Annotated in this window: 12 protein-coding genes; 8 read left to right on the forward strand and 4 right to left on the reverse strand. The window is 58.6% G+C overall.

The window, feature by feature from the left end; all coding sequences use genetic code 11:
* Positions 1 to 9: 9 nt before the first annotated feature.
* The 3 genes from dnaQ to BLU25_RS07455 all read right to left on the reverse strand — a co-directional run bounded on the left by dnaQ (position 10) and on the right by BLU25_RS07455 (position 2,058).
* Positions 10 to 768 carry a DNA polymerase III subunit epsilon gene (gene dnaQ, locus BLU25_RS07445; RefSeq protein WP_083369580.1) on the reverse strand — a complete coding sequence of 253 codons (759 nt, stop codon included), beginning with the start codon at positions 766 to 768 and terminating at the stop codon, positions 10 to 12.
* Entirely contained in the window at positions 761 to 1,213 is a 453-nt protein-coding gene (rnhA, locus tag BLU25_RS07450; RefSeq protein WP_016782326.1) for a ribonuclease HI, read from the reverse strand. The genes dnaQ and rnhA overlap by 8 nt, the downstream gene beginning before the upstream one ends.
* An 86-nt stretch (positions 1,214 to 1,299) precedes the next feature.
* Positions 1,300 to 2,058, reverse strand: a complete 759-nt coding sequence (locus tag BLU25_RS07455) for a methyltransferase domain-containing protein (RefSeq protein WP_016782325.1) — start codon at positions 2,056 to 2,058, stop codon at positions 1,300 to 1,302.
* Positions 2,059 to 2,167: 109 nt separating this feature from the next.
* Between BLU25_RS07455 and gloB the strand changes: the two genes are divergently transcribed.
* From gloB to fabI, 8 genes are all read left to right on the forward strand, one after another.
* Positions 2,168 to 2,947 carry a hydroxyacylglutathione hydrolase gene (gene gloB, locus BLU25_RS07460; RefSeq protein WP_016782324.1) on the forward strand — a complete coding sequence of 260 codons (780 nt, stop codon included), beginning with the start codon at positions 2,168 to 2,170 and terminating at the stop codon, positions 2,945 to 2,947.
* Positions 2,948 to 3,045: 98 nt separating this feature from the next.
* Complete coding sequence (locus BLU25_RS07465; RefSeq protein ID WP_016782323.1) at positions 3,046 to 4,446, forward strand: lytic transglycosylase domain-containing protein; 1,401 nt, start codon at positions 3,046 to 3,048, stop codon at positions 4,444 to 4,446.
* Between the two features lie 153 nt (positions 4,447 to 4,599).
* Positions 4,600 to 6,432, forward strand: a complete 1,833-nt coding sequence (locus BLU25_RS07470; RefSeq protein ID WP_016782322.1) for an extracellular solute-binding protein — start codon at positions 4,600 to 4,602, stop codon at positions 6,430 to 6,432.
* A complete protein-coding gene (locus tag BLU25_RS07475) occupies positions 6,429 to 8,270 on the forward strand; it encodes an extracellular solute-binding protein (protein ID WP_016782321.1) in 1,842 nt (613 codons plus the stop codon). Before BLU25_RS07470 ends, BLU25_RS07475 begins: the two co-directional genes overlap by 4 nt.
* Positions 8,271 to 9,344, forward strand: coding sequence for a microcin C ABC transporter permease YejB (locus tag BLU25_RS07480; RefSeq protein WP_016782320.1), 1,074 nt, complete (start codon positions 8,271 to 8,273; stop codon positions 9,342 to 9,344).
* 1 nt (position 9,345) lies between these two features.
* Entirely contained in the window at positions 9,346 to 10,365 is a 1,020-nt protein-coding gene (locus BLU25_RS07485) for an ABC transporter permease (protein WP_016782319.1), read from the forward strand.
* A 1-nt stretch (position 10,366) separates the two neighbouring features.
* The gene (locus BLU25_RS07490; RefSeq protein ID WP_016782318.1) at positions 10,367 to 11,977 is read left to right on the forward strand and encodes an ABC transporter ATP-binding protein; all 1,611 of its coding nucleotides are present in this window, start codon (positions 10,367 to 10,369) and stop codon (positions 11,975 to 11,977) included.
* 19 nt (positions 11,978 to 11,996) lie between these two features.
* Positions 11,997 to 12,791, forward strand: coding sequence for an enoyl-ACP reductase FabI (gene fabI / locus BLU25_RS07495; protein ID WP_016782317.1), 795 nt, complete (start codon positions 11,997 to 11,999; stop codon positions 12,789 to 12,791).
* Between the two features lie 254 nt (positions 12,792 to 13,045).
* On the opposite strand, the gene BLU25_RS07500 is transcribed toward fabI, so the two are convergent.
* Complete coding sequence (locus BLU25_RS07500) at positions 13,046 to 14,917, reverse strand: SurA N-terminal domain-containing protein (RefSeq protein ID WP_016782316.1); 1,872 nt, start codon at positions 14,915 to 14,917, stop codon at positions 13,046 to 13,048.
* Positions 14,918 to 14,989 lie beyond the last annotated feature (72 nt).

A 14,989-nucleotide genomic window follows, 5' to 3' on the forward strand; every position in this document is an offset into this window, starting at 1 on the left:
GGCGCCAGGTTATTGCAGTGTTTGCCCCTTCGCGTCGAGAAGCTGCGCCCACAGCGACGGGCCGCCTGCCGATTTGGCAATGGCTTCAAGCCGAGCGGCATGCTCGGCCAAGTCGCTTTCACTTGCACGAATAATCCGGCCCGGCTGACGGTCGGCCGACAGGCGGCGGATTTCGCTGGCCTGGTTACCCGAGCCTTCGCCTGAACCGTTACCGTCAGATGCATTACCGGCCAACGACAGGCTGGTCTGCCCGCCAGTCATGGTCAGGTAAACGTCTGCGAGGATCTCGGAGTCGAGCAAGGCGCCGTGCAGCTCACGGCCCGAGTTGTCGACGCCATAGCGTTTGCACAGGGCATCGAGGCTGTTGCGCTGGCCCGGGTGACGGGCCCGGGCCATGGCCAGGGTATCGAGGATGGTGCAGTGCTGAGTCAGGTCGGCGCGATCGGTCTGGCCAATCAGGGCGAACTCGTTGTTGAGAAAGCCCACGTCGAACGCGGCGTTATGGATGATCAGCTGCGCGCCCTTGATGAACTCGAAAAATTCATCCGCTACTTCAGCAAAGCGCGGCTTGCCCACCAGGAATTCGTTAGTGATGCCGTGGACACCAATGGCGCCCTCGTCACTTTCACGATCGGGCTGCAGGTACACATGAAAATGGCGGCCGGTCAGTCGACGGCCCATCAACTCGACGCAACCGATCTCGATCACCCGGTGGCCGTCGGTGACCGGCATACCGGTGGTTTCAGTATCGAGTACAACACTACGCATGCTTGATTCCCCGCACCTGATCGACCCCGCGGTTGGCCAACTGGTCGGCACGTTCGTTGCCAGGGTGGCCGATGTGACCCCGTACCCACTGCCACTTCACGGTATGCCGGTTGACCTGCTCATCGAGCAGCTTCCACAGGTCGGCATTTTTCACTGGCTCCTTGGAAGCGGTTTTCCAGCCGCGTTTCTTCCAGTTGACCATCCACTCGGTGATGCCTTTCATCACATACTGCGAGTCGGTCACCAGCAACACTTCACAGGGCCGCTTGAGCTCTTCCAGGCCACGAATCGCGGCCATCAGCTCCATGCGATTGTTGGTGGTGTTGGGCTCGCCACCCCACAATTCCTTTTCAACCCCCTGGCAAACCAGCAAGGCACCCCAGCCGCCAGGGCCAGGATTGCCCTTGCAGGCACCATCGGTGAACATTTCAACGCTATCGGTCATTGCAAACTATCCAGAAAAGGCTGCTTATGGCCCGACCATCAGCAATGGCCAGCACCTGAGCCGGGCGCACCCGGCCCAACATAAAATTAAGAGTCTGTGTGGCGCCGATTGACCTTGGCCATTTGCAAGGGAACCAGCTTGCCCATCGGTTCGCGGCGCATCGGGTTGACCGGGCGCAAGCCCACCACCATTTTGCGCGCAACCAGTACATAGAAGCCGCCACCGGCCAATTGCCAGCTACCGGCCTTGCGCTCCCACCCTGACAAACGGCTTTGCCAGGCCTTGGACGCAAGCGGCGGACGATAGCACCCGAAGCGGCGTTTCTCCAGCGCAAAGCCCAGCAGGTTCAGCCAGTCGGCGACCCGTGAAGGTGCAATGCAGCGCGCCTTGCGCAGTGCATCCTTGGCGAAAACATGGCGCAACCCCCAACTGCTCCAGGGGTTGATCCCGACAATCAGCAAGTGCCCGCCGGGGCGCACGCTGCTGGCCGCTTCACGCAGAAGACCGTGAGGTGAAAGGCAAAAATCCAGGCCATGCTGCAATACCACCACATCGGCCGCATGTTCGCACAGTGGCCAGGCCTGTTCTTCACAGAAGATCTCCACACCCGGCAAAGGTGCGCCAAGACGCACGCTGCGGCGCACTTGCGCAGCCTGTGGGGCAGGATCGGCACCGGGGCCGTAATGCACCAGATAACCGCCGAAAAAGCGGCCCAGCTCGTCTTCAAGTACCCGCTGCTCATCTTCGAGCAACAGTTGCCCGTGGGGGCCGGACAGCCATTCCCGTGCTGTGCTGATCAGCGCCAGCCACTCAGGGTCTGCCTGAGCCAATGCTTTATCGGTCATTGCTCCTCCAACTCGCCATCTACCTGTCGCAAGCCCTGACGACGCGGCTCGCAATTAAACGTCAACAGCCCCTAAGATGCGCCATTGTCTCGCACTTGGGAATTGCACCATGTTACAGATCGACGCCCTGCCAGCCTTCAACGACAACTACATCTGGTTGTTACAGGACACCGCCAACCAGCGCTGTGCCGTGGTCGATCCGGGTGATGCCGCGCCTGTTATGGAGTGGCTGGAGCGGCACCCGGGCTGGGTGCTGAGTGACATCCTGATCACCCATCACCACTTCGATCATGTGGGCGGGGTTGCACAGCTTCACGCCCACACTAACGCGAAGGTTTGGGGCCCGGCACTTGAGAGCATCCCGGCCCGACAAGTGGCACTCAACGATGGCGACCGCATCGAGGTGCTGGGCCTTGAGTTCCAGATATTGCTGGTGCCCGGCCATACCCTGGGGCATATCGCCTACTATCACGAAAACCCGGCAGGCCCTCTGTTGTTCTGTGGCGACACCCTGTTTGCTGCCGGTTGCGGCCGGCTGTTCGAAGGCACCCCCGAACAGATGCACCACTCCCTGAGCCGGTTGGCCGCGCTGCCCGCCCACACCGGCGTGTACTGCACCCACGAATACACCTTGAGCAACTTGCGCTTCGCCCAGGCAGTGGAACCGAACAACCCGGATATTGCCGCGCGCGTTGCGCAAGTCACGCAGTGGCGAGCTGAGGGCCGTATCAGCTTGCCATCCTCTATAGCACTCGAATTACGCACCAATCCCTTTCTGCGGGTCGATGAAACATCTGTTAAAGAAAAAGCTGACGAGTGGAACTCCCGTAACAACGACTCGCCCAGTGCGGTCTTTGCCAGCCTGCGCAGCTGGAAAGACAAGTTTTGAAATAGAGTGCGGTCAGCATAAAAATTCTCAACAGTTGACCGCGCCCCCCCTGCTTTCTAGAATCCCCCGACATTTTTTCCTGAACTTTTTTCAAAACAATGTCGTCATTTAAAGGTAACTCCATCAATTCAGACGCATTGACGCGCTTGGTCAAAGCCATCGCGGTGGCTGTGTCCGCCACCCTCGCGGGCTGCCAATCCATGGATCATTCGGCGCAGACCACCGAGCGGGCCAGCCTTAAAATCGCCAAACGCATACCCCAGGATCCCCTCTGGCTCAGCCAGAAGCCCAGCCCCCTGCCCCCACAAGACGTTTGGGAGCGCATGCGCCAGGGCTTCAAGCTGCAGGACGGGCAGAACGTCAACCCCCGCATTGAACAACAACGCCTGTGGTTTGCCAGCAACCCGTCCTTTCTGGAAAACGCCGGCGAGCGCGGCAGCCTTTATATTCACTACATCGTAGAGCGTCTCGAAGAGCGCAACATGCCGCTGGAACTGGCCTTGCTGCCAGCCATCGAAAGCGCCTACAACCCTATGGCGTATTCCCACGCCAATGCAGTCGGGCTCTGGCAGTTCATTCCCTCTACCGGCCGTTACTTCAACCTGCGCCAAACCCGTGCCTATGACGGTCGTCGTGATATCACGGCCTCGACCCTCGCCGCCCTGAACTACCTGAACCGTCTGCATGACATGTTCAACGGCGACTGGCTGCTGGCCCTGGCGGCCTACAACGCTGGCGAAGGCACCGTCAGCCGGGCCATCGAGCGCAATGAAAAGCTCGGTTTGCCTACCGACTACTGGAACCTGCCACTGCCCCAGGAAACCAAAGACTACGTGCCAAAACTGCTGGCCCTGTCGCAAGTGGTTCTGGCCCCTGAAGCCTACGGCATCAACCTCAACCCGATCGCCAACGAACCCTACTTCGAAATGGTCGAGATCAAGCAATCCATGGACCTGTCCCGCGTGGCAGCCCTGGCCGAGATCGACGAAGACGAGATGTTCCAGCTCAACCCCGCCTACAAGCAGCGCGCCACCACCGATGGCCCGCAGCACCTGCTGGTCCCCACGGCCAAAGCCCAGTTGTTGACCGCCAGCCTGTCCAATCTCAGCTCCGACCAACTGGTCAGCCTGCGCCCCAACAAGCCGGTGTTTGACAAGGTAGCAAGCACATCCCCAGCCCGCCTGAACCGCAAGTACCGGGTCAAGAGCGGCGACAACCTGACCCTGATTGCCAAGGCCAACAAGGTCAATGTCAAAGACCTGCAGCACTGGAACAAGCTCAGCGGCAACAATCTCAAGGCCGGGCAGATCCTGGTCATGCAGGACACGCGCAAACCGTCAGGCCGCAAGCCTACGCAATACAAGGTGCAGAAAGGCGATTCGCTGTATATCGTTGCCAAGCGTTTCAACGTTGAGATGCAACATCTCAAGCGCTGGAATCCCAACAGCGCCAAAGCCCTCAAGCCGGGGCAAATGCTGACCGTTTCCAAACCGCGATAAGCACACTACAGATACCCATGCGGGCAAGCTGATTCCTACAAAAAAGTAGGGCGAAGCTTGCCCGTAGTGCTTTCCTGAGTGGCCTTTTTCCTACAGATACAAGCTGTTACTGTAAGGAAACCTTAAGCCCAATGCCTGGATCGGATCTCTGACTTGACGCGTCCCCTCCTTACGCTATTTATCAGCCTGGCCTTGAGCTTCCCCGCCAGCGCAACCCTGAGCGAAAGCCACGGGTATGCGCAGTTCGGCACACTCAAGTACCCGGCCACCTTTACCCATTTCGACTGGGTAAACCCTGACGCGCCCAAGGGCGGCACCTTGAAGGTCATGGCGTTCGGCACCTTTGACACGCTCAACCCCTACACTTTCAAAGGCACCAGCCCGGTCTCGACCCCCAACTTCCTGCAATACGGGGTCAATGAACTCAACGAAACGCTGATGGCAGGCACGGGCCAGTACGCCCCTTCCGGCGATGAACCCACCTCCAGTTATGGCTTGATCGCCCAGTCGGTGGAGTACAACGAAGACCGCAGCTGGGTGGTTTTTAACCTGCGCCCCGAAGCCCGTTTTCACGACGGTGCGCCGATAACGGCCTACGACGTAGCCTTCTCCTACAATCTGCTGCTTAAAGAAGGCCATCCGCAGTACCGCACCAACCTTCAGGAAGTCCAGCGGGTCGATATCCTGGGGCCCAAGCGAATTCGCTTCGTATTCAAGCGCGCCGGCAACCCCTTGCTGATCCTGCGCCTTGGCGAACTGCCCGTGCTGCCCCAGCATTACTGGGCAACGCGCGACTTCAAAGCCACCACCTTTGAGCCACCACTGGGCAGCGGACCTTATCGCATCACCAGGGTCACCCCCGGGCGCCAGCTGGTCTTCGAACACGTGAAAAACTGGTGGGGCGCCCACCTGCCGGTCAACCGCGGCAAATACAATTTCGAGCGGGTCGAAGTGGAGTTCTACCGCGACAGTGATGTGGCGTTCGAGGCCTTCAAGGCCCGCGAGTTCGACATTTACATCGAGCACCAGGCCAAGAACTGGGCCAACGGCTACAACTTTCCGGCGGTGCGGCGCGGCGAGGTGATCAAGGCCGAAATCACCCACCAGATCCCGACACAAACCCAGGGGCTGTTTATGAACAGCCGTCGCCCCACCTTCGCCCAGGACAAGGTCCGTGAAGCCCTGGGCCTGATGTTCGACTTTGAATGGACTAACCGCACGCTGTTCAACGGCGCCTATCAGCGGGCCATGAGCTATTACCCCAACAGCGAATTTTCGGCCAGCGGCATCCCCCAGGGGCATGAGTGGCTCATGCTGTCTCCCTGGCGCAGCCAGCTGCCTGCCGAGCTGTTCAACCAGGCCTTTGCCCTGCCGCACACCGATGGTCGCGGTATCCCCCGTGAAACCTTGCGCCAGGCTTTGGCGCTGCTGGGTGAAAGTGGCTGGAAACTCTCCGGGCAACGCCTGCTCAATAGTGAAGGCAAACCGCTGCGGTTCGAAATATTGCTGGTAAACCCCAACCTTGAGCGCATCCTGCAGCCCTATGTGGAAAACCTGGCCAGTATCGGTATCGACGCCCGACTGCGCACCGTGGATCGCGCGCAATACAAACAGCGCCTGGATCAATTCGACTTCGACATGATCCTGATGACCCTCGACCAGACCCTGAGCCCCGGTCTTGAGCAGTGGCAGTACTTCCATTCGAGCCAGGCCAACGTCAAGGGCAGCAAGAATTATGCAGGTGTGGCCAACCCGGTCGTGGATCAGTTGCTGGAGCGCTTGCTGGCCGCCCAGACCCGCGACGAGCAATTGTCTGCCGGCCGGGCCCTGGACCGCGTCCTGCTGTGGCAGCACTACATCATTCCCAACTGGTATCTGAACTATCACCGCCTGGCGTACCGCAACCGGTTCGCCTTTGTGACTACGCCGCCCTACACCCTGGGCCTTAGCGCGTGGTGGCTTAAGCCTACGGAGAAAACACAATGATGCCCCTGCATACCTTGCTAAAGCCCCTTTGCAGCATGCTATTGGCCGGTTTTGCCTGCGCCGCGTTGGCCGCTCCCCAACATGCCTTGACCCTCTACGACGAGCCGCCGAAATACCCGGCCAATTTCAAGCATGTGGAATACGTCAATCCGGACGCGCCCAAGGGCGGCACGTTTCGCAAGTCCGCACTGGGCAGCTTCGACAGCCTCAACCCCTTTATAAACAAAGGCGTACCGGCCGACGATATTGATCTGACCTTCGATACCCTGGCCCGGCAAACCCTCGACGAGCCTTTCACGTCCTACGGTCTGATTGCCGAGAAAATCGAAAAAGCCCCGGATAACAGCTGGGTGCGTTTTTACCTGCGCCCCGAAGCGAAATTCAGCGATGGCCATCCGATTCGCGCCGAAGATGTGGTTTTCAGCTTCGATACCCTGATGAAAAGTGGCTCACCGCTGTACAAGGGCTATTACAGCGATGTCGACCAGGCTATCGCGGAAAATCCGCTGCAGGTCAAATTCACCTTCAAGCACAACAAAAACCGCGAACTGCCGCTGATCCTTGGTCAGCTCCCAGTACTGCCCAAGCACTGGTGGGAAACCCGCGACTTCAACAAGGGCAACCTGGAAATCCCGCCCGGCAGCGGCCCCTACACCATCGCCGAGATCAAGCCCGGGCGCTCGATCCGTTACGAGCGCAACAAGGACTACTGGGGCAAGGACCTGCCCATCAACAAGGGCCTGTACAACTTCGACGCCATCACCGTCGATTACTTTCGCGACAACAGCGTGGCCTTCGAAGCGCTCAAGGCCGGTCAGTTTGATTACTGGCTGGAAATCAGCGCGAAAAACTGGGCGGGGGCCTACAACGCCCCGGCCTTTACCCAAGGCCGCCTGAAAAAAGAAGAAATTCGTAATCACAATCCGACGGGCATGCAGGGGTTTATCTTCAACCTGCGCAGGCCCATGTTCCAGGATGTGCGCGTTCGCGAGGCGCTAAGCCTGCTGTTCGACTTTGAATGGGCCAACAAGCAACTGTTCAACGGCGCCTATGCGCGCACTGGCAGCTACTTCGAGAACTCGGAAATGGCCGCCAAGGCACCGCCGACCGAAGCCGAGCTGGCCATTTTGGAGCCCTTGCGCGGGCAGATTCCCGAGCAGGTATTCACGGACGTGTTCAAGCCCAGTGTTACCGATGCCAGCGGCATGATTCGCGAGCAACAGCGCCGCGCCTACCAACTGCTGCAAGACGCCGGCTGGCGCATCGTCGACGACAAGATGGTCGACGCCCAGGGCAAACCGGTGAAAATCGAGTTTTTGCTGGCACAAACCGAGTTCGAGCGCATCCTGCTGCCGTTCAAGCGCAACCTCAGTGACCTGGGCATCGATTTGCAGATTCGCCGGGTCGACACCTCCCAGTACCTCAACCGCCTGCGCTCACGGGATTACGACATGATTGTCGGCAGTTTCCCGCAATCAAACTCACCGGGCAGTGAGCAGCGCGAATACTGGGAATCGCAAAGCATCGACAAGCCCGGCAGCCGCAACTTTATCGGCCTCAAGGATCCGGCCATCGACCAGTTGACCGAAGGCCTGATCAACGCCGAGTCCCGGCAAAGCCTGATCAACCATGCCCGGGCGCTGGACCGCGTGCTGCAGTGGGGCTTTTATGTGATCCCCAACTGGCATATCAAAACCTGGCGCGTGGCCTACTCGAACCATATTGGCCACCCTGAAATCACGCCCAAATACGATATTGGCACCACCACCTGGTGGGCCAAACCTGACGTCAAACCTGCACCCTCGAACCAACCTTCAAGCGCGAGCCAGGAGCCTTAAATGCTGGCTTATATTGTCAGGCGACTACTGCTGATCATTCCGACCCTTTTCGGGATACTGCTGATCAACTTCATCATTATCCAGGCGGCGCCCGGCGGCCCGGTTGAACAAATGATCGCCAAGCTCGAAGGCTTTGACGGCGCCACCAGTCGCATTGCCGGTGGTGGCTCGGAAGTCTCGGTGGCGGGTTCCAACTACCGCGGCGCCCAGGGGCTGGACCCGGAGCTGATCAAGGAAATCGAAAAGATGTACGGCTTCGACAAGTCGGCGCCGGAACGCTTGTGGATCATGATCAAGAACTACGCCCGGCTGGACTTCGGCGAGAGTTTCTTCCGCGATGCCAAGGTCATCGACCTGATCAAGGAAAAAATGCCCGTCTCCATCTCGCTGGGGTTATGGAGCACCCTGATCATGTACCTGGTGTCGATCCCCCTGGGGATCGCCAAGGCCACGCGCCACGGCAGCCACTTCGATGTCTGGACCAGTTCGCTGATCATCGTCGGCTATGCCATCCCGGCCTTTCTGTTTGCCATCCTGCTGATCGTGCTGTTTGCCGGGGGCAGCTACCTCGACTGGTTCCCCTTGCGCGGCCTGACCTCCAATAACTTCGACGAGTTGAGCCTGGGCGGCAAGATTCTCGATTACTTCTGGCACCTGGCCTTGCCCGTCACGGCGCTGGTGATCGGCAACTTCGCCACCATGACCCTGCTGACCAAAAACAGCTTTCTGGATGAAATCAACAAACAATACGTCGTCACTGCCAAAGCCAAGGGCCTGACCAACCACCGCGTGCTCTATGGCCACGTGTTCCGCAATGCCATGCTGCTGGTGATTGCCGGTTTCCCTTCGGCCTTTATCGGGATTTTCTTTACCGGCTCGTTGCTGGTCGAAGTGATTTTCTCCCTCGACGGCCTGGGCCTGATGAGTTTCGAGGCGGCGATCAACCGCGACTACCCCGTGGTATTCGGCACCCTGTTTATCTTTACGCTGGTCGGGCTGGTGGTGAAGCTGATCGGCGACCTCTCATACACCCTGGTTGATCCGCGCATCGACTTTGAAAGCAGGGAGCATTGAGATGAAATTATCCCCCCTCAATCGACGCCGCTTTGCCCGATTCAAAGCCAACAAGCGTGGCTGGTGGTCGCTGTGGATCTTTCTGGTGCTGTTCGGGCTCAGCCTCAACGCCGAGTTCATTGCCAACGACAAGCCGCTGGTCATCAATTACGACGGGGAGTGGTATTTCCCGGCACTCAAGCGCTATCCCGAGACCGATTTTGGCGGCGAGTTCCCCCTCGAAGCCAACTACAAAAGCCCGTATATCCGTGAACTGCTGGCCAAGAAAGATGCCTGGGTGCTGTGGCCGCCTATCCCCTACAGCTATCAGAGCATCAACTACGACCTGAAAGTCCCGGCTCCCGCCCCGCCCTCCGCCGAGAACTGGCTGGGCACCGATGACCAGGGCCGCGATGTGCTGGCACGGGTGATTTATGGCTTTCGCATATCAGTGCTGTTCGCCCTGACCCTGACCGTCCTGAGTTCGATCATTGGTGTAATCGCCGGGGCCTTGCAGGGTTTTTATGGCGGCTGGGTCGACCTTGCCGGTCAGCGCTTTCTGGAAATCTGGTCAGGCTTGCCGGTGCTGTACCTGTTGATCATCCTCGCCAGTTTCGTGCAGCCCAACTTCTGGTGGCTGCTGGGTATCATGTTGCTGTTCTCCTGGATGAGCCTGGTGGACGTAGTACGCGCCGAATTCCTGCGTGGGCGTAATCTGGAATATGTGCGTGCCGCCCGTGCCCTGGGCATGCAGGACATGGCCATCATGTACCGCCACATCCTGCCCAACGCGATGGTCTCCACCATGACCTTTATGCCGTTTATCCTCACTGGCGCCATCGGCACGCTCACTGCGCTGGACTTCCTGGGCTTCGGCCTGCCGCCGGGGGCACCGTCGCTGGGTGAACTGGTGGCCCAGGGCAAGTCCAACCTGCAAGCGCCGTGGCTGGGCATCAGCGCGTTCGCGGTACTGGCCATCATGCTCAGCCTGCTGGTATTTATCGGTGAGTCCGCCCGCGATGCCTTCGACCCGAGGAAATAACATGACGCAGGACAATCTGATCGAAGTGCGCGACCTCAGTGTCGAGTTTGTCGCGGGGGAAACCCCGCAGAGGGTGGTACAAGGCATCAGTTTTGATATCAGGCGTGGCGAAACCCTGGCCCTGGTTGGCGAAAGCGGCTCGGGCAAATCGGTGACTGCGCACTCGATCCTCAGGCTGTTGCCCTACCCGCTTGCGCGCCACCCTACTGGCACGATCACCTATGGCGGGCATGATTTACTGAGCGCGGACGAAAAAAAACTGCGGCATATCCGCGGCAATCGCATCGCAATGATTTTTCAGGAGCCGATGACCTCGCTCAACCCGCTGCACAGCATTGAAAAACAAATCAATGAGGTGCTGGGCATTCACAAGGGGCTCACCGGCAAGGCCGCCACGCAGCGCACCCTGGAGCTGCTTGAGCTGGTAGGCATTCCCGAGCCACACAAACGCCTCAAAGCCCTGCCACACGAGCTCTCAGGCGGCCAGAGGCAGCGTGTAATGATCGCCATGGCCCTGGCCAATGAGCCGGAGCTGCTGATTGCCGATGAACCCACCACGGCTCTGGACGTCACGGTACAGCTCAAGATTCTCGATTTGCTCAAGGACCTGCAGGCCCGGTTGGGCATGTCGTTGTTACTGATCAGTCACGATTTGAACCTTGTGCGAAGAATTGCACATCGAGTATGTGTCATGCAGCGCGGTTTAATCGTCGAACAAGCATCGTGCGAGCAGCTGTTCCGTTCGCCGCAGCATCCCTACACCCGGGAACTGCTCAGTGCAGAGCCCAGCGGAGGCCCGGCCAACACGGTTGCCGGCCCGCCATTGCTGCAAGTCGAGGACCTGAAAGTCTGGTTCCCGATCAAGAAAGGCCTGCTACGCAAGACCGTCGATTACGTGAAAGCGGTCGACGGCATCAATTTCAGCCTGCCCCAGGGGCAGACCCTGGGGATTGTGGGCGAAAGCGGATCGGGCAAGTCGACCCTGGGGCTGGCGATTTTACGTTTGATTGCCAGCCAGGGTTCGATCAGTTTTGAAGGCAAACGGCTAGACTGTTTGTCGCAGAAAGAAGTACGGCCGCTGCGCCGGGAAATGCAGGTGGTGTTCCAGGACCCCTTTGGCAGTCTCAGCCCGCGCATGAGCGTCAGCGAGATTGTCGGTGAAGGCTTGCGCATCCACCGCATGGGTACCGATGCGGAGCAGGAAATTGCAATTATTGAAGCCTTGCGAGAAGTAGGTCTGGATCCGGAAACCCGGCACCGTTACCCTCACGAGTTTTCAGGCGGACAACGGCAACGAATCGCCATTGCCCGCGCCCTGGTGTTGAAGCCGGAGCTGATTTTGCTGGACGAGCCAACCTCGGCGTTGGATCGCACAGTACAGCGCCAGGTGGTTGAGCTGCTGCGCTCACTGCAAACCAGGCACAACTTGACGTATTTGTTTATCAGCCATGACCTGGCTGTGGTCAAAGCGCTGAGCCACCAGTTGATGGTGGTCAAGCATGGCCAAGTGGTCGAACAGGGTGATGCGCAAAGTATCTTTGCCTCACCGCAACATCCATATACACAACAGCTGCTGGAAGCCGCCTTTTTGGCACCAGTGGCTGTCGATTAACCTGATAGAGGAACAACACATGGGTTTTCTCACCGGTAAGCGCGTACTGATCGTTGGCGTCGCTAGCAAATTGTCCATCGCCTCTGGCATTGCTGCCGCCATGCACCGTGAAGGCGCCGAGCTGGCTTTCACTTATCAGAACGAAAAGCTGAAAGGTCGTGTTGAAGAATTCGCCGCAGGCTGGGGCTCGAACCCTGAGCTGTGCTTCCCTTGCGACGTGGCCAGCGATGAAGAAATCGCCAAGGTTTTCGAAGACCTGAGCAAGAAGTGGGACGGTCTGGACTGCATCGTTCACTCCGTAGGTTTCGCCCCGGGCGACCAACTGGATGGCGACTTCACCGACGCTACCACCCGTGAAGGCTTCCGCATCGCTCACGACATCAGCGCCTACAGCTTCGTGGCTCTGGCCAAGGCTGGCCGCCCGATGATGAAAGGCCGCAATGGCAGCCTGCTGACCCTGTCCTACCTGGGCGCCGAGCGCACCATGCCTAACTACAACGTGATGGGCATGGCCAAGGCCAGCCTGGAAGCCGGTGTACGTTACCTGGCAGGCAGCCTGGGCCCTGAGGGCACTCGCGTTAACTGCGTATCGGCAGGCCCGATCCGTACCCTGGCAGCGTCGGGCATCAAGAACTTCCGCAAAATGCTGGCGGCCAACGAAGCGCAGACCCCACTGCGTCGCAACGTGACCATCGACGAAGTCGGCAATGCCGGCGCCTTCCTGTGCTCGGACCTGGCATCGGGTATCAGCGGCGAAATCATGTACGTAGACGGCGGCTTCAACACCACCGCTATGGGCAGCCTCGAAGAGTAACTTCTTCGCAGTAGCCGCTACACAAAACGCCCGGTGCAGTGATTGCACCGGGCGTTTTTTTGTCTCAGGAAAACCTGTGGAAGATGACCTGTGGAAGATGACCTGTGGGAGCGGGCTTGCCCGCGATGGCATCAACGCAGTGTGCCTGTCATACCGCTCCGCCTGCATCGCGAGCAAGCCCGCTCCCACAAAAAAACAGGCACAAAAAAAGGCCGCTCAATGAGCGGCCTTTTTTCGTGAAGCAGGCAGAACGCTTAGTAGCGCTCAACCTTGGCTTCGTTTTCCAGCTGCTTGCGGTAGGCAGCAAAATCTTGCTGACCCACACGCGAAGCGAGGAAGCGGCGATACGACGCTTTCTCTTCTTCAGTCGGCGCTACTGCATCGTTGACACCATTCAAACGCAGCACAACCACAGCGCCATCAGCCAGGGTGACGCTGCCGAAAGTCGGCTTGTCCTTGGCTGCCGGTTTAGGCATACGGAACACGGCTTGCAGCACGGCAGGATCAATACCTTCCTGGCCACGGGCAACCGCTTCCTGGACCTTCCACGACTGACCATCAATCGGCTGGTTCAACGGCAGTTTGCCATCGCGCAGTTCCTTGATGATCTCTTCAGCACGGGTTTTGGCCGCGGCACTGGCGTGCTCCTTGACCAGTTGCGCACGAATGCTCGAGGCCACAGCCTCCAGCGGCAACTGCTCAGGCTTGCGGTGCTCCTTGACGCGCAATACCACTACGGTCTCAGGGTCCAGCTCCAGCGCCGTACTGTTAGCACCTTCATCCATCACTTCGGTGCTGAATGCAGCTTGAATCACCGCGCGATTGGCGGTAACACCGTCGCCGCCTTCACGACCAAATGGCGCAGAGGTGTGCACGGTCAGCTTGAGCTCTTGAGCCGGCTGAGCCAGATCGGACGCTTCAAACGCCGAGTCTTCCAATTGCTTGGTCGCATCGACAAACAGGCGTTCAACCTGCTGGGTTTTCAGGTCATGGGTCAGCTTGTCTTTCAGGCTGGCAAAGCTCGGCACTTCAGGTGCTTCAACGCCCAGCAGCTTGATCAGGTGATAACCGAAGCTGGTGCGCACCGGCTCCGACACCTGGTCCTGCTTCAACCCATAAACCGCCGTTTCGAACACAGGGTCGTAAACACCCGGGCCTGCGAAGCCCAGGTCACCGCCATTGGCAGCCGAGCCCGGATCCTGGGAAAACTCCTTGGCCAGAGCTTCGAAGCTTTCGCCTTTGGCCAGACGCTGCTGAATCTCGGCGATCCTGGCCTTGGCCTGCTCGTCGCTAACCTTGTCATTCACTTCGATCAGGATATGCGCAGCCCGGCGTTGTTCGGCCAGGTTGGCGATTTCCTTCTGATACAAGGCTTGCAGCTCATCATCCTTCACGGCTACCTGATCAAAGAAAGAAGATTTCTTCAACTCGATATAGTCGATCACCACCTGATCAGGGGTCATGAATTCTTTGGCGTGCTCGTCGTAGTAAGCCTTGATCTCGGCGTCGCTCAGTTTCACCGCAGCCGGGTCGGCCTTGATGTTCAGCGAAGCGAAATCACGGGTTTGTTTTTCCAGACGGGCAAACGCATTCACCTGCTCATCGGTCACGAAACCACTGCCCGCCAGACCGGCACGCAGCTGACCAATCAGCATTTCCTCGCCCAGCATGTTACGGAACTGCAAGCGACCGTAACCCAGTTGACGGATCACCTGGTCGAAACGCTCAGGGCTGAACTTGCCGTCTTCCTGAAATTCAGGGGTCAACAGAATGACCTGGTCCAAAGCAGCTTCAGAGAACGAAAATTTCGCGTCTTTGGCGCCTTGCAGCAACAGCTTGCGATCAATCAGCCCTTTGAGGGCCGCTTCACGCAGCATTTTTTCATCCAGCAATGACGAGTCGAAATCCTTGCCCAGTTGCTGCAGCAGCTGACGACGTTGCATGTCGACGGCCTGGCTCAGTTCAACCTGGGTGATTTCTTCACCGTTAACCTTGGCAGCATCCTGGCTGGTAGAGGTGGCTTGAAAAATGGCATCGAAACCGGTCAACGCCATTAACGCGACGATGACACCGATGATGGTCTTGGCAATCCAGCCTTGTGAATTGTCCCTGATATTTTGCAGCATGCTTCCCCCAGAAACGGTCTTGCATAATGAGCAACCGTGGAGCGTGGGTAGAGTCCGGATAGAAGAAAGGCG

The sequence above is a fragment of the Pseudomonas fragi genome, assembly GCF_900105835.1.
GTDB lineage: Bacteria > Pseudomonadota > Gammaproteobacteria > Pseudomonadales > Pseudomonadaceae > Aquipseudomonas > Aquipseudomonas fragi.